The organism is Mycobacterium paraense (assembly GCF_002101815.1).
GTDB classification, from domain to species: Bacteria; Actinomycetota; Actinomycetes; order Mycobacteriales; family Mycobacteriaceae; genus Mycobacterium; species Mycobacterium paraense.
In genome coordinates this window covers 151,621-166,194 of sequence record NZ_LQPM01000010.1, presented here as the reverse complement: position 1 = coordinate 166,194, position 14,574 = coordinate 151,621, and the positions used below count along the sequence as shown (strand labels likewise).

At 68.3% G+C, this 14,574-nt stretch carries 13 protein-coding genes and 1 pseudogene; 9 read left to right on the top strand and 5 right to left on the bottom strand.

Annotated elements, in window-relative coordinates; all coding sequences use genetic code 11:
- Positions 1-39: 39 nt before the first annotated feature.
- From AWB89_RS09665 to AWB89_RS09650, 4 genes and pseudogenes are all read left to right on the top strand, one after another.
- Entirely contained in the window at positions 40-1,668 is a 1,629-nt protein-coding gene (locus tag AWB89_RS09665) for a PecA family PE domain-processing aspartic protease (RefSeq protein ID WP_085173173.1), read from the top strand.
- Between the two features lie 140 nt (positions 1,669-1,808).
- Positions 1,809-3,368, top strand: a pseudogene (locus AWB89_RS09660) (PecA family PE domain-processing aspartic protease); the annotation flags it as partial.
- A 78-nt stretch (positions 3,369-3,446) separates the two neighbouring features.
- Positions 3,447-4,418: a DMT family transporter gene (locus tag AWB89_RS09655; RefSeq protein WP_169716588.1), complete on the top strand. Its 972-nt coding sequence runs from the start codon at positions 3,447-3,449 to the stop codon at positions 4,416-4,418.
- Positions 4,408-5,322 carry a lytic transglycosylase domain-containing protein gene (locus tag AWB89_RS09650; protein WP_085173169.1) on the top strand — a complete coding sequence of 305 codons (915 nt, stop codon included), beginning with the start codon at positions 4,408-4,410 and terminating at the stop codon, positions 5,320-5,322. Before AWB89_RS09655 ends, AWB89_RS09650 begins: the two co-directional genes overlap by 11 nt.
- A gap of 52 nt (positions 5,323-5,374) precedes the next feature.
- Here AWB89_RS09650 and AWB89_RS09645 read toward each other — a convergent pair whose 3' ends face one another.
- On the bottom strand, positions 5,375-6,373 hold the full coding sequence (locus tag AWB89_RS09645) for a GGDEF domain-containing protein (protein WP_085173167.1): 999 nt from the start codon (positions 6,371-6,373) through the stop codon (positions 5,375-5,377).
- 266 nt (positions 6,374-6,639) lie between these two features.
- Here AWB89_RS09645 and AWB89_RS09640 point away from each other — a divergent pair, with 266 nt between their 5' ends.
- The gene (locus tag AWB89_RS09640; RefSeq protein ID WP_085173165.1) at positions 6,640-8,151 is read left to right on the top strand and encodes an FAD-dependent monooxygenase; all 1,512 of its coding nucleotides are present in this window, start codon (positions 6,640-6,642) and stop codon (positions 8,149-8,151) included.
- On the opposite strand, the gene AWB89_RS09635 is transcribed toward AWB89_RS09640, so the two are convergent.
- Together AWB89_RS09635 and AWB89_RS09630 are read right to left on the bottom strand one after the other, a co-directional pair.
- On the bottom strand, positions 8,118-8,399 hold the full coding sequence (locus AWB89_RS09635; protein WP_085100145.1) for a hypothetical protein: 282 nt from the start codon (positions 8,397-8,399) through the stop codon (positions 8,118-8,120). The genes AWB89_RS09640 and AWB89_RS09635 overlap by 34 nt on opposite strands.
- A complete protein-coding gene (locus tag AWB89_RS09630) occupies positions 8,396-8,977 on the bottom strand; it encodes a TetR/AcrR family transcriptional regulator (protein ID WP_085173163.1) in 582 nt (193 codons plus the stop codon). The genes AWB89_RS09635 and AWB89_RS09630 overlap by 4 nt, the downstream gene beginning before the upstream one ends.
- Before the next feature lie 163 nt (positions 8,978-9,140).
- On the opposite strand from AWB89_RS09630, the gene AWB89_RS09625 reads away from it, so the two are divergent.
- A complete protein-coding gene (locus tag AWB89_RS09625; protein WP_085100139.1) occupies positions 9,141-9,971 on the top strand; it encodes an LLM class F420-dependent oxidoreductase in 831 nt (276 codons plus the stop codon).
- Positions 9,972-9,986: 15 nt separating this feature from the next.
- On the opposite strand, the gene AWB89_RS27510 is transcribed toward AWB89_RS09625, so the two are convergent.
- The gene (locus AWB89_RS27510; protein ID WP_169716587.1) at positions 9,987-10,160 is read right to left on the bottom strand and encodes a hypothetical protein; all 174 of its coding nucleotides are present in this window, start codon (positions 10,158-10,160) and stop codon (positions 9,987-9,989) included.
- A gap of 125 nt (positions 10,161-10,285) precedes the next feature.
- Between AWB89_RS27510 and zwf the strand changes: the two genes are divergently transcribed.
- The gene (gene zwf / locus AWB89_RS09620; protein ID WP_085100136.1) at positions 10,286-11,797 is read left to right on the top strand and encodes a glucose-6-phosphate dehydrogenase; all 1,512 of its coding nucleotides are present in this window, start codon (positions 10,286-10,288) and stop codon (positions 11,795-11,797) included.
- Between the two features lie 29 nt (positions 11,798-11,826).
- Positions 11,827-12,258, top strand: a complete 432-nt coding sequence (locus AWB89_RS09615) for a nuclear transport factor 2 family protein (RefSeq protein WP_162293304.1) — start codon at positions 11,827-11,829, stop codon at positions 12,256-12,258.
- A gap of 7 nt (positions 12,259-12,265) precedes the next feature.
- Here the strand turns inward: AWB89_RS09615 and AWB89_RS09610 are convergent, their stop codons facing one another.
- A complete protein-coding gene (locus AWB89_RS09610; RefSeq protein WP_085173548.1) occupies positions 12,266-13,507 on the bottom strand; it encodes a lipase family alpha/beta hydrolase in 1,242 nt (413 codons plus the stop codon).
- Between the two features lie 164 nt (positions 13,508-13,671).
- Between AWB89_RS09610 and AWB89_RS09605 the strand changes: the two genes are divergently transcribed.
- Positions 13,672-14,559, top strand: a complete 888-nt coding sequence (locus AWB89_RS09605; RefSeq protein ID WP_085100133.1) for a PE family protein — start codon at positions 13,672-13,674, stop codon at positions 14,557-14,559.
- Positions 14,560-14,574 lie beyond the last annotated feature (15 nt).

Sequence of the window (14,574 nt, the reverse complement as noted above, 5' to 3'; positions counted from 1 at the left end):
CGAACGTGGTTGTGGGGTAGAGGGGAAGGACACCGGGGGATGAGTTTCCTGACGTCGCCGCCAGAGATAATCTCGGCGCTGCTTCACGCGGGCGCCGGCCCCGAGCCGATGCTTGCCGCGTCGGCCGCGTGGGACGGGCTGGCCACCGAACTGGGGTCGGCCGCGCAATCGTTCTCCTCGATCACCACCGGGCTGGCCGGTGACGCGTGGCAGGGAGCCGCCTCGACGGCGATGCTGTCCACCGCGGCGCAGTACTCGAGCGTGCTGAGCGCGGCGTCGGCGCAGGCGCAAACGGCCGCCGCCCAGGCCCAGGTGGTGGCCGCCGAGTTCGAATCCGCCCTGGCCGCCACCGTGCACCCCGCGCTGGTCGCCGCCAACCGCAGCCAATTCGTTCAGCTGGTGTTCTCGAACCTGTTCGGGCAGAACGCCCCCGCGATCGCCGCGGCGGAGGCCCAGTACGAGCAGATGTGGGCGCAAGACGTGTCCGCGATGGTGGGCTATCACGGCGGGGTGTCGGCCGCCGCTTCCCAGCTGTCCTCCTGGGCGTCGGCCATCCAGGGCCTGCCGGCCCAGGCGTCCGCCGCGATCGCCGGCAGCCCCGCGGCCGCGGCCTTGACCCCGGCGGCCGCGCCGGCCGCCAACCCGGTCCTCGACCTGCTCGGCGGCGTCGAGAGCGAGGCGACCAACGTCGTCGCCCAGGCCGAGCACTACGCCGTCGCCATCATCAACGCGCCCACCTCCCTGTTGTTCGGCTTCCCGCTGATCGGCGGCGGGGCGGCGGCGCCGCTCGGCGGCACGATCACCGGCGGGAATGCAACCGCCCCGCTGACGGTCTTCGGCGGCACCGAGCCGCTGGTGAACGCCTCCGTCGGCCCAGGGTCGGGCATGCCGCTGCTGGTGGACACCGGATCGACGGGCCTCGTCGTCCCCATGACCAAAGTCGGGGGCCTGATGGGAATGCTGGAAATGGGCATACCGCGGGGCCTTGGCATCGGCGGTTACAGCGGCGGGCTGGACTACCTGTACCTCACCTACAACGCGCCGGTGAACTTCGGCGGCGGGCTGGTCACCGCGCCGACCCCCGTCAACGTCGAACTCTTCGCCTGGCCGGTGTCCTTCCAGTCCGCGATGAACAGCGGCCTGACGTTCCAGTCGTTCTTCGCCACCGACGGGGCGTCGGGCGTCCTGGGTGTCGGCCCGAACGCCGGCGGCCCGGGCCCGAGCATCCCGCTGCAGGCGCTGCCGTCGCCGTATAATCAAGGCCTGCTGATCGACCAGCCCGCTTCTCAACTACAGTTCGGTAGCTTCTCGACACTCGGATCGCCCACGGTATTAGCGCAGCTCACCGGGGCGCCTATTCCTACTTCCGGCCTGGACGTGACAGTCACTCACGGCGCGACTACGACGTCGTATCCGAATGTCCCATCGATCGTCGACTCCGGTGGTGTGGAAGGAACTTTCCCGACGGGCTTAAACGCGCAGCCGGGAGACACGATTAATGTCTACGCCCCAGGCAACACAACGACGCCGCTGTACACGTTCCAATACAACACGAATTACTTCCCGACGCCGATCTCGAGCGGGTTGATGAACACCGGGAACATGATGTTTGCGGAACACCCGGTATATATCAATTACCTCACCGGCAACTCGACCGTTTTCCAGTGACCTGAGGCGCCTCCGCGCCCGAATTCCGTTGGCGGAACGCCGCATTTTCACGTCGGCGTCGCGAGCTTTTCCTAAAGTTTGCCGTACCGGTCTAGGCCGTTCTCGAATCCGACCGGGCGCGGAGGGGAAGGACATCGGGGATGAGCTTTCTGGTGTTGCCGCCGGAGATCAATTCGACGCTCATGTACGCGGGCGCGGGCTCGGGGCCGATGCTGGCGGCCGCGACGGCGTGGGACGGGCTGGCCGCCGAGCTGGGCTCGGCGGCGCAGTCGTTTTCGTCGATCACCTCCGGCCTGGCCGGCGAGGCCTGGCAGGGGACCGCCTCGACGGCGATGCTGTCGACCGCCGCGCACTACACCAGGGTGCTGAGTGCCGCTGCGGCACAAGCACAATCGGCCGCCGCGCAAGCCCAGACGATCGCGAGCGCGTTCGAATCCGCCGTGGCCGCCACCGTGCATCCCGCGTTGGTGAGCGCCAACCGCAACGAGCTGGTGCAGCTCGTCGTCTCAAACCTGTTCGGGCAGAACGCACCCGCGATCGCCGCCGCCGAATCCGACTACGAGCAGATGTGGGCCAGGGACGTCGCCGCGATGGTCGACTACCACGGCGGTGTGTCGGCGGCGGCGGCGCAACTGAGCTCGTGGTCGGCCGCGCTGACGGGCCTGCCGGTCCAGGTATCGGCCGCGACGAGCGCGAATCCCGTTGGCACGGTTCTGAGTTCACTGAACTCCGCGGCCACCACCCCCGGACTCGGGGCTCTCGAGCACTACGCCCTCGCCGCGATCAACGCGCCCACCGAGTTTCTCATCGGCCGCCCGCTGATCAGCGCCGGGCCGGCGGTAGGCCTCGGCGGGACGGTGAGCGGCGGGACGGCCACCGCGCCGCTGACCCTCTACGGCGGCGCGGAGCCGTTGGTGAACGCCTCGGTGGGCGGCGGGGCGCCGGTCCCGTTGCTGGTCGACACCGGGTCCACCGGTCTGGTGATCCCCTTCCAAAACGCCGGGGGACTGCTGGGAACACTTCAGCTTGGTTTGCCCAGTGGCTTCGGCATTGGCGGTTACAGCGGCGGAATCAACTATCTGTACGCCACGTATAACGCGCCGGTGAATTTCGGCGGCGGACTCGTCACGTCGAGAACGCCCGTCGACATCGAGCTCTTCGCATGGCCGGCATCCCTTTCGGCGGCGATGAACCACGGCCTCACGTTCCAGTCCTATTTCGCGTCGGACGGCGCGAGCGGCGTGTTGGGTGTCGGCCCCAACGCCGGGGGTCCGGGCCCGAGCATCGCCACCCAGGCGCTGCCGGCGCCGTACAACACGGGCCTGCTGATCAACGAAACGGGGCAGCACCCTTACCTGCAGTTCGGCGCGCCGCCGACGAACCTGAACCCCATCGCCACGTTCTCCGGGGCTCCGATCGCCACCCTGGAAATCGGGACCGGCCCGCTCGGCGCGATTTTCCCGCAATACTCGGTGAACGCCGTCATCGATTCCGGCGGCGTTTCGGGGACCATCCCCAGCGGCCTCAACGCCGTTCCCGGCGAGCTCATCAGCGTCTTCGCCCCCAGCGGCGCGCTGCTGTACTCCTACATTTACGACGGCACGTACTTCCCGACCCCGTCGCCGTACATCATGAACACCGGCGCGCTGCCCTTCCTCGCGCACCCGGTGTACATCTCGTACAGCCCCAGCGGCGTCGGGACGACGACGTTCTACCAGTGACCCGTCGCTCACACCGCGGCGTTTTGCCTCGCTGAGCCCCGGGGTACCTGCAGGGGCATGGGGTGGGTGACGGCGCACGCGGTCGCGATCGTGGCGGCGTTGCTCGCGGCGTTCTGGGCCGCGCTGGGCATCGTGGTTCGGCAGCGGGTCGCCCAGTGCGTTCCCGCCGACGAAGCCATCTCGACCGCCGTGACGGCGACCGTGCTCCGCGATCCATTGTGGTGGGCGGGCACGCTGGCGGCGGTCGCCGGTTACGTCTTTCAGGCGCTGGCGCTGGCTCACGGATCCCTGTTGTTGGTCCAGCCCCTGCTGGTGTCCTCGCTGCTGTTCGCCTTGCCGATGAGCGCGAGGCTCAGCCACCAGCGCATCAGCTGGGCCGAGTGGGGCTGGGCGGCCATGCTGACCGCCGCGCTGGCGGTGTTCGTCCTCGTCGGACAGCCCCGCGAGGGCCACAACCGGCCTCCGGTGCCGGCGTGGACGCTCGCGCTGGCGATGACCGTGCCGCTGGTGGTGGTGTGCGTGGTCGCGGCCCGCCGCGCCGCTGGGCGCGCGCGGGCGATGCTGCTGGCCGTCCCGGTGGCTGTCCTGCTGGGGATGGTCGCCGTGCTGACCAAGATCTGCACGCGCCATTTCGCGATCGGCGGCTGGCACGGGCTGATGACCGTCCCGGCACCGTACGTGTTGGTCGCCCTGGCCGTCGCGCTGACGGTGTTGCAGCAGTCGGCCTTTCATGCCGGTGCGCTGCAGGCGTCGGTGCCGATCATGTTGGTGGGCGAGCCGGTCGTCGCCGTAGCGCTCGGGGTGGTCGTGCTCGGCGAACACGTCGCGGTGCGCGGCGCGGCCGCGCCCGTCCTCGCGGTCGCGGTGCTGGCGATGGTGGCGTCGGCCACCGCGCTGGGCCGCGATCAGGCGCCCGGCCCGACTGCGGCGACGCCGTCGTCGCGGGTGCCCCCGATGGCCGCCGCCGGGGTCGCTACCGTTGACGTACCCCGACTCGGACCGGACCGAGGTGAACGTTATGAGCCGTAGCCGTGCAGGCGCCGTTGTCCTGGGAGCGATCGTGGTCGCGCTCGCCGGCGTCACCCAGCCAGGTGCGGCGATGGCCGCGACGGGGCTCGCGCCCACCACCGTGCTGGCCGACGCGCCCCGGATGCCGGAGGGCGCGCAGCCGCAGCTGGCGTCCGACCCCGCGCAGCTGGCCGACGACCTGGTCGCCGACGAGCACGCGCTGCGGGACCCGTCGACGGCCGAGCCGGCGCTGACGGCGGCGGCCAAGCGCCAGCAGGCGGCGTATCGCGCCGTCGGGCGGCACCCCGAATGGGACGCGACCACGCGACCGCGCATCCCGGCGGCGCTGCTCGATGTCTACGACCGCAACGTCGACGCCCGCCGGCAGCTGACCGCCATGACGCCCGTGCGGGACACCCTGCCCGCGTGGCGCATCGAGCCTCCGGCCCCGGCCGACGAGCTGCTGGGCTACTACCACCAGGCGGAGGCGAACTCCGGCGTCGGCTGGAACTACCTGGCCGCGATCAACCTCATCGAGACCCGGCTCGGCAGCATCGTCGGCGTCAGCACCGCCGGCGCGCACGGACCCATGCAGTTCCTGCCCGCGACGTTCGCCAGCTACGGGCAGGGCGGCGACATCGACTCGCCCCGCGACAGCATCATGGCCGCGGGCCGCTACCTGGCGGCCAACGGCTTTGCGAACGATCGCGATCACGCCATCTACCAGTACAACCACGCGAACGAATACGTCCGAGCGGTCGACCAATACGCGGCGCTGCTGGGGTCCGACCCGTCGACCTTCGGCGCGTACTACCGCTGGGACGTCTACTGCCGCACCACCGCGGGCGACGTCTTGCTACCGATCGGCTACGCCGCGACGTCGCCGATTTCCGCCGCGGACTACGTGGCGAGCCACCCGCAGTAACACCAAGACACGAAACAGGTTGGTGTACAGCCGTTTTCGTGTCAGGTCAGTTCTACAGCGCGTGGCGCAGATCGGGGCCCCGGGTCTCTGGAGACCTCTGCTGCTTCGCGGCGTAGAGATCGTCGTCGGCGACCGCGTACAGCGCGGCGACGTCCGCGTTTTCACCGGGTGCGGATGCCGCGCCGACGCTGGTGCCGGGGGTGTGCATCCGCACGCCGGCGACGAACCGTTCGGCCGCCGTCGGCGTCCGGCCCGCGCGCTCCGCGATGCACACGGCGAATTCGTCGCCGCCGAACCTGGCCAGAACGGCGTTGGCCGGAGCCACTTTTCGCCACACGCTGGCGCGGCTGACCAGGTGCTCGTCCCCGGCGACGTGACCGTCGGTGTCGTTGATCCGCTTGAAGTTGTCGATATCGAGCGCGATGACGGTGACGGTGGCCGCCGACGAGCGGGCCCGTGCGAGCAAATCGGTGGTGGCGATCTCCCAGCCGGCCCGGTTCAGCAGGCCCGTGAGCGGATCGGTGCAGGCCGCAGCGACCAGGCTGCGCGTCACCAACCCGAAGGATTCGGCGGCCCCGACGATCGCGACCACGAAGATGATGTAGTCGATGTAGAACTTGGCCGTGTGCGAGACCGCCAGGCCGGCAACGGACGCCAAGGTCAGCAGGCCGACCAGGGCGACACCGCGGCGCGGCGAGTAGAAGGCCCGCAGGTACATCGCCAGGAACATCGGCGCGATCAGGCAGGCCAATTCCGCGCTGATCGCGATGTGGAAGGCCATCACGATGGGCGTGGCCACGATGGCGACCGCCGTCGCCGGCCCGGGTTTGTCGGGCCGGACGGCCAGCCACACCAGCGCGGCGACACCGAGGGCGATCGCCACGATGCCCCCGGTCGGATTCCCCATGGGCCGGCCGGGGTGGAGCGGAAACACGGTGGTGAACACCACGCCGTAGGCGTAGAGGAACGTGGTCGCGCCCAGATAGATCCGGAGCAGCCGGACCTGGTGTGCGGCGTAGAAGCCGCTTCCCGAATCGGCGCGCAGCCGCAACGGGTATCGGCGAGTGGCCCGACGGCCGAAGGGGCCTGCGAGGCGAAGACCCATCCCGTCACTCTCTGGTCAGATGTGGTTATGCGAGCGCATCCGCGATCATCTGAACCGTAATGGATGGGTCGAGCAATTTCCGCAAAAGAAGGGGACGGTTTTAATCCGTCTCACTTCAACATATTACGCACCCGGGGGCTTGCGGCAAGACCGGGGTCATGCCTCAAAATCGCTGGTCGAAACGGAATCGGCGCGAATTGGGGGGTAGCGAAATGAGTGTGTTGGCAACGGCGGGGGAAAACCACGCGGTGCTGATCGCCGGGGGAGGCCCGACGGGGTTGATGTTGGCCGGCGAATTGTCGCTGGCCGGGGTCGAGGTCGCCATTGTCGAGCGGCGTACCAGCCAGGAGTTGATCGGCGCGCGGGCGGGCGGGTTGCATTCGCGCACCATCGAGGTCCTCGACCAGCGCGGCATCGCCGACCGGTTCCTCGCGGAGGGCCAGGTGGCCCAGGTCGCGGGGTTTGCCCAGATTCGGTTGGATATCAGCGACTTTCCCACCCGGCACCCCTACGGGCTGGCGCTCTGGCAGACCCACATCGAGCGGATTCTGGCCGGTTGGGTCGACGAGCTGGCGGTGCCGATCTATCGCGGACGCGAGGTGACCGCCGTCGCCCAGGACGACACCGGCGTCGACGTGACGCTGTCCGGCGGCCGGTTCCTGCGCGCCCGCTACGTCGTCGGGTGCGACGGCGGACGCAGCGCGGTCCGCAAGTCCGTCGGCATCGACTTCCCAGGATGGGATCCGACGACGAGCTACCTGCTCGCCGAGGCCGAAATCGCGGGCGACACCGAGCCGGAATGGGGCATCCGCCACGACGCGCTCGGCGTTCATTCGCTGAGCACGGTGGAGGACGGCGGGCGGGTGCGGGTCATGGTGACCGAGCGGCAGGTGCGCGAATCCGGCGAGCCCACCCTCCGCGAGCTGAGCGAGGCGCTCGTCGCCGTCTACGGGACCGATTTCGGGATGCACAGTCCGACTTGGATTTCGCGGTTCACCGACGCGGCGCGACAGGCGGCGGCCTATCGCGCGGGGCGGGTCCTGCTCGCCGGCGACGCCGCGCACGTGCATCACCCGATCGGCGGGCAGGGCCTCAACACCGGCGTGCAGGACGCGGTGAATCTGGGCTGGAAGCTGGCGCAGGTGGTCAAGGGGATATCGCCCGACGGGCTGCTCGACAGCTACCACGCCGAACGGCACCCGATCGGCGCGCGCGTGCTGCGCAACGCGATGGCGCAAATGACGCTCCTACGCCCCGATGAGCGCCTGAAGGCGTTGCGCGACAGCGTGTCCGAGCTGCTCAGCATCGACGAGCCGCGGCGACGATTCGGTGCGATGATGTCGGGCCTGGACATCCGTTACGACCTCGGCGAGGGCCACCCGTTGCTCGGGCGCCGCATGCCCGACCTGGAGGTGGTCACCGCCGACGGCCCGGCGCGGGTGTTCGGCATGCTGCGCGATGCGCGGCCGGTGCTGCTCAACCTCGGCGAGGATGCGTGCGACATCGGCGCCTGGGCGGATCGGGTGAAATCGGTCAAAGCCAAATACGTTGGGGCGTGGGAACTCCCGGGGCTCGGGGCGGTTTCCGCGCCGACCGCCGTGCTGATCCGGCCCGACGGATACGTCGCCTGGGCGGGGGAGCGCGACCGCGCCGGGCTCGCCGCTGCCCTCACCACGTGGTTCGGCGACGGTCAGCGGCGTCCGAACGCGCCGGGCCCGGCGTGAAAGAGCCCGATCAACAGCACCCCGAGCGCCGTCGCGCAGAACGGCCACAGCGGGTCGCGCCCGTGGAATGCGGCGTGCAGCGCCACCGCGGCCAGCACCAAACCGGCCCATCCCGCAACAACATTGGGGACGGGGCCACCGCCCCACGCGTTCGGGTAACGCTGTTTGGTGATGCCACGGACGAAGTGGGGAATGGCGTTGCCGGCCAGCAGGCCGCCGAGGAACGCGAGCGCAATAGCCGGGATCATGGCTCTCCTTTCCCCGAACCGCGCGTCAGCACGGGCATCAGCACGGCGTCCACGATGCGCGCGACCTCGACGTCATCGAGCGGCTGGCCGGTGACCAGGATGCGCGTGAAAACGAGCGCGGCGGCGATCTCGGACGCCAACTCGTGGTCCGCCCGGGCCGGCAGCTCGCCGCGCTCGATCGCGCGCGCGACGAGCTCACCGATCACCGATCGCTTGGCGCGCAAGACCTGACCGCGGACGTGCTCGGCGAGCTCGCCGTTTTCGCGCATCGCATTGAGCAGGCCCAAAATCAACGCGCCGTCCTGCGATGCCAGGCTGTCGCGCATCTGCTTGATCGCTTGGGCCAGGTCGCCGCGGAGATCACCGGTGTCCACGTCCGCGGCCGCGGCCGTGCCCTGCCGCGACAGCGCCGCCATCACCAACTCGGGCTTGCCCGGCCAGCGCCGGTAAATCGTCGCCTTGCTGGCGCCCGCTCGCGCCGCGACCGCGTCGATCGTGAGCCGCTCGTAGCCGGTGGCCGCCATCAACTCCAGGACCGCATCCAGAATCGCGTCGGTGCGCGATTCTCCACGAACCACTCGGCCCTCCGATGAACGAAACGGTTTCGTACACTTAGGCTCGACGATAGGGGCGCCACGGCCGGCGGTCAAGGCGGGAAGGAACCGGACGTTCGCTCAGTTTGTAGTGCACGTGCCCGGCCGGACCGCCAAGATCGGCTTGCAGACACGATGAGAGGCGAAGATGACCGACTCAGCCAGCGGGGTTAGGCCCAACAGGGTGCGGATCGGCGTTCAGCTGTGGCCCGGGGGGACGCCCGACTACCGCACGTGGCGGCAGGCCGTGCTGCGCGCCGAAGAGCTCGGCGCCGACGCCATCTTCGGCTACGACCACTTCCACAAACCGTTCGTCGACATCGTCGACGGCGTCCCGCAGCTGCACGACGAACAGCCGGAGGTCAACAACTTCGAGGGCTGGACGGCGCTGGCGTCCTGGGGCGAGATCACCAGCCGAGCCGAGATCGGTCTGCTCGTCACCGGCATGCCCTATCGCAACCCCGACCTGGTCGCGGACATGGCCCGCACCGTCGACCACATCAGCGGAGGCCGCCTGATCCTCGGGCTGGGGGCGGGCTGGTACTGGAAAGACTTCACGGTCTACGGGTACGACTACGGCAGCGTGCGGGCCAGGATGGACCAGTTCGACGAGGGCCTGGCGCGCATCGAGCACCGGCTCGCCCACCTGACACCGGGTCCGGTGCGGCACATCCCGATCCTCATCGGCGGCGGCGGCGAGCGGCGGACCATTCCGATCGCGGCGCGCCACGCCGACATCTGGCACAGCTTCGAACCCATCGAGGCATTTCGTCGCAAGAACGAACTCCTCAAGAGGCTGGCCGCCGAGGCCGGACGCGACGAGTCCGCCATCGAGCGGGGGATGGCGTGGACGGACGCCGCGACCGCCGACGCGTTCGTCGACGAGGGGGTCACGCTGTTCACCACCGAGATCCACCCGGACGGCAACGGCTACGACTTCTCCGAACTGGAGACGATGCTCGCCTGGCGCGATCGGTAAGGCGAGCCGGTAGGGCTAGTCCGGCGGCTCTTCCTCGGTGCCGCCGGTGGCTGCGGCCTGCTCCCGCTCGCTGGGCTTGCCGGGAACGTCCTCCGCTTCCCGCTCGTTGGCGACCTTCTCGCCGAGCTCGTCGACGATGTCCTCCAGCTGCTGGGCGTGGGTCACGGGATCTCTGTCGGGGTTCGTCATATCGCCTACCCCATACCCAGCCGCGCGATTGGTAATCGTTCGTATTGGGAATGGGAATTGGGATAGCATCAACCGGACGCGTCGCAGGGCTGCAGACACGGCGCGGCGATGGAAGTATCTCAACAGTGGCCACCAAGAACCCGCAAACGATTTCGTACCCGGCGCCGGAGAAACGCCCGCGCCGCCACCAATCCGAAGCGCTCGACCCCCACGTCATCGTCCTGTTCGGCGCGACGGGGGATCTGGCCAAACGCAAGCTGATCCCCGGCCTGGCCTACCTGGACCAGTCGGAGCTCGCCCCCGATATCCAGATCGTCGCGACGTCGCTCGAAGACCTCAGCGACGACGAATTCCGCGAGCTCGCCAAGAACGCGATCGACTCGTTCGCCACGCACAAGCTCACGGACGAACAATGGGCCAACTTCGCGAAGATCATCACCTATGTCCCACAAAGCGCCGGGCCCGAGGCGCTCGCCGCCGCCGTCGCCGAGGCCGAGAACAACCTGGGGCCCGACGTGTGCCGGCTGCATTACCTGTCGGTCCCTCCGAAGGCGGCGCGCGCCGTCATCACGATGCTGCGCGACGCCAAGCTCGTCGAGCGCTCGCGGGTGGTGATGGAGAAACCGTTCGGCACCGATCTGGCCAGCGCGGTGGCGCTCAACGACTTCGTGCACGAAACGTTCGAGGAATCCCAGATTTTCCGGATCGACCACTTTTTGGGCAAGGAGGCCGCCCAGAACATCCTGGCATTCCGCTTCGCCAACGGGCTGTTCGAGCCGATCTGGAACCGCAACTTCATCGACCACATCCAGATCGACATCCCCGAGGCGCTCGGGCTCGATCAGCGGGCGAACTTTTACGAGGAGACCGGCGCCTACAAGGACATGGTCGTCACGCACCTGTTCCAAGTCATGGCCTTCGTGGTGATGGAGCCCCCGACCGCACTCGAGCCGTTCGCGATCAGCGAGGAAAAGAACAAGGTCTTCCGGTCGATGCTGCCCATCAAGCCGTCCAACGTGGTGCGCGGCCAGTACAGCGGGTACCGCGACGAGAACGGGGTGGCCAAGGATTCGGACACCGAGACGTTCATCGCGCTCAAGGTCGGCATCGACAACTGGCGCTGGGCCGGCGTGCCGATCTATCTGCGCACCGGTAAGAAGATGGCCGAGGGTATCCGCATCATCTCGATCGCCTTCAAAGAGGCTCCGCGAACGATGTTTCCGCCAGGATCGGGCGTGGGAACCCAAGGCCCCGACCATCTCACGTTCGACCTCGCCGACAACTCGAAGGTGTCGCTGTCGTTCTACGGCAAGCGCCCGGGTCCCGGCATGAAGCTCGACAAGTTGTCCATGCAGTTCTCCTCCCAAGAGATCGACACCGTCGTCGATGTGCTGGAGGCCTATGAGCGGCTCATCCTCGACGCGATGCGGGGGGATCACACGCTGTTCAACACCGCCGAGGGCATCGAATCATTATGGGAGCGTTCGGAAGACCTGCTCAACGATCCCCCCGCCGCCAAGATGTATCAGCCCGGCACGTGGGGTCCGAACGCGATTCACCAGTTGATCGCGCCCAACGCCTGGCGGTTGCCGTTCGAGCGGGAGTGGCGCGAGAAGAAGGACAAGCCGTCAGATTAGTTCGATCGACCCCCGGCAACCCCGGGTATATGAGGAATCGAAACGACACCACACCGGACGTCGCGGCAATCGAAGCCGTGACCCATGCCTGGGAGAAGGCATTGGCCGAGCACGATGTCGAGGCGCTCCTGGCGTGCTATGCACCCGACGCGGTGCTGGAGAGCCCGGTCGCGGCCCACATTCTCGGCGCCCAGGGCGTGTGCCGGGGTCACGACGAGTTGCGTCCTTTCCTCGCCGAAGTCGTCGCCCGCACACCCGAAGAGCGGCAATATCACCGCGCCGGCTTCTTCACCGACGGCCGCCGTGCGACGTGGGAATATCCCCGCCAAACCCCGAACGGCCAGCAGATGGACTTCGTCGAGGTGATGGAGATCGACAACGGATTGATCACCGCGCACCGCGTCTATTGGGGATGGCGGGGCGTGCAAATCCTTCTCAACGACGAGTACCACCGGCCGTGATCGCCGGTTAGTCCGTAAACTCCGTCCGCCCCGGCGGATGACCCAGCCACTCGCGCAATTTCGCGTAGATCTCGGCGTGATTGAGCAGGTCGAAGTGGTGCAGGCCGGTCAGCGTCAGGCCGTGGTCGGGGTCGAACGGAACCTGACGCGACTTGCCTTTGCCGGATGCGCTGTGCGGGCGCACCAGGCGGTCGCCGAGCACGGCCCCGACCGCCCCGGGGCCGGCGCTGGTCGCCACGAAGTGGTAGACGGCATGGGGCAGGAACGGGACCTCGTTGCAGCGGTCGCGCAGGAACTCGTCCGGGTCGCCGTCGCACCAGTCCTCGTCGAGCAGGGCGCCGTAGCGCAGATCCTTCGTCCCGGCACTGCGGGCGTTGAGAAACGCTGCCAGGCCTCGGGTTTCGGGTAGCCGCGCCAGCGCCCAGGAGGCGGCATTGACGCCCTTCTCCAAGTCGGCGCCCAGGTGCGGGGATCCCAGGCAGACGACGTGGCGAACGGAGTCGGGCCAGCCGTGCCGGTGCTCGGTCCCGTAGTGGCACGCGCTGCGCGCCACCAGGCCGCCCATCGAATGACCGATCAGCGCGAGCTCCTCGACCGGAACCGGCCACAGCGCCTGCAGCCGATCAAGAAGGGCGGCCAACGATTTCCCGTTCTCCGAGATGTGCAGGCCCGTGTTGTAGCGCAGGTAAACGGGGGTGAAGCCCAACTCGTCGCGCAGCCGGGCGCCGTACGGAGTCATCTCCTTGCCGTCGCGCGGCCGCCGCCACCACGAGCTTTCGGTCATGCACCAGCCGTGCACGAACACCGCGATCCGCCTGGTGGCTTCCGGGAACGCCGCGGCAGTGTCGGTGGGGCTCATCGCGATCGGCTTGCCGCGCCGGCGGATCTGCATGGTCAGCGCGAAGCCGTTGCCGTGGTCGGTCAGCTCATCACCATAGATTCCGTTGAGCGCGGCGATGAATCCGGCGACCCGGGGATCCGATTCGACGGTCTCGTCGTCGTCGCTGCCGCGCGCCTCGGCGGCCAGCGCGCCGGCCCCGCGCAGCGCCGCCCGAAGCGCGCGATCGACGGCGTGGTAGGTCGCCGCGGCGGTCGTGTTGTGGACGACCTCCACGGGTTTGGCCACCGGGCCGATGGAGCCGAAAACCCGCCGCGCGATGCCGCTGTGCGTGTCGCGCACCAGGCTCGTGAGGACGTGAGTGCCCTCGCCGGCGAGGTCGGCGAGTGATCGGATCTCCTGTCGCTGCATGAGCCACTCCTTCCCGTTCCCACCCAGGGTTCCCACTCCGGGGGCTGGTTAAAGCGGCCAATACGAACCGAGAAACGCGGTTTTCAAAACAATGGACAGCAAACTTTTGACGTAATCCAGTTTGTTACCTACGGTGACGCAACTCGCGCCGGCTGACACGGCCAATGATCAAACGCCAATTCGGCTCCGGAGCGATCGCCGGCTGTTACGATCTGCCGATCGCCAAATGTCTCGGCGTTACATTTAGCGACTATTCGGTGGAGGGCGGGATTATGTCGTTGCTGAACATCGCACCAGAGTTGGTGTCAGCGGCCAGTGGAAACCTAGAGAACTTGGGCACTACGCTGCGCAGCGCGACGGCGGCGGCGGCTGGTCAGACGACCGCGATCGCGGCGCCCGCCGCCGACGAGGTTTCCGCGGCGGTGACCGCCCTTTTTGGTGCGCGGGGTCAAGAATTCCAGACGCTCAGCGCCAAGGCGGCGGCCTTTCACGACGAATTCGTGAACCTGTTGAATGGTGGGGCCGCGCAATATGTGAGCACCGAAGTCGCCAATGCCCGGCAAACGGTGCTGAACGCGGTGAATACGACCGGCGCCGGGGCGGCGGCGGCCAGCCCGGCTCAAACGTTCAGCCAGAACTTCGGCCCGGTGCAGGTGGTAATAAGCGGGGGCGCCGGGGGCGTGGCTGAATCCTTGATCCTGAACGGCCCGTTCGGCCAAGTCGGGTCGTTGTCGCTGAGCGGGATCCCGTTCGCTGCGCCCGGCGGCTCGGGCATCGGACTGGCCGTGAATGGCACGGGAAGCATCAACACGCCGCTCGGCCCGCTGACGTGGTTGTCCGCGACCGGCAGCGAGTACGCGGGTCCCGGCGGGTTCGGGGCAAACCTCGGTGGGCTCACACCGGTCGGCTACCAGGCGATTTCGGTGACCGGAAACGCTTTGGGCCAGATCACCGGCGGGTCGTTTACCACCTTCGGCATGGAGTTCTTCTTCCAAGGATCCCAGTTCGGCGTTATTCCGCTGTTCGCGAACCTGCCGCCCGTGATCTTCTAGCCGGGCGCACCGCCT

What these genes read in the sequence shown, in the direction of transcription:
- AWB89_RS09610 (WP_085173548.1), bottom strand. Translation starts at nt 13,507, where the DNA reads ATGCAGCGACAGGAGATCCGATCACTCGCCGACCTCGCCGGCGAGGGC.
- AWB89_RS09640 (WP_085173165.1), top strand. Translation starts at nt 6,640, where the DNA reads ATGAGTGTGTTGGCAACGGCGGGGGAAAACCACGCGGTGCTGATCGCC.
- AWB89_RS09655 (WP_169716588.1), top strand. Translation starts at nt 3,447, where the DNA reads ATGGGGTGGGTGACGGCGCACGCGGTCGCGATCGTGGCGGCGTTGCTC.
- AWB89_RS09625 (WP_085100139.1), top strand. Translation starts at nt 9,141, where the DNA reads ATGACCGACTCAGCCAGCGGGGTTAGGCCCAACAGGGTGCGGATCGGC.
- AWB89_RS09635 (WP_085100145.1), bottom strand. Translation starts at nt 8,399, where the DNA reads ATGATCCCGGCTATTGCGCTCGCGTTCCTCGGCGGCCTGCTGGCCGGC.
- AWB89_RS09650 (WP_085173169.1), top strand. Translation starts at nt 4,408, where the DNA reads ATGAGCCGTAGCCGTGCAGGCGCCGTTGTCCTGGGAGCGATCGTGGTC.
- AWB89_RS09605 (WP_085100133.1), top strand. Translation starts at nt 13,672, where the DNA reads ATGATCAAACGCCAATTCGGCTCCGGAGCGATCGCCGGCTGTTACGAT.
- AWB89_RS27510 (WP_169716587.1), bottom strand. Translation starts at nt 10,160, where the DNA reads ATGACGAACCCCGACAGAGATCCCGTGACCCACGCCCAGCAGCTGGAG.
- AWB89_RS09615 (WP_162293304.1), top strand. Translation starts at nt 11,827, where the DNA reads ATGAGGAATCGAAACGACACCACACCGGACGTCGCGGCAATCGAAGCC.
- AWB89_RS09665 (WP_085173173.1), top strand. Translation starts at nt 40, where the DNA reads ATGAGTTTCCTGACGTCGCCGCCAGAGATAATCTCGGCGCTGCTTCAC.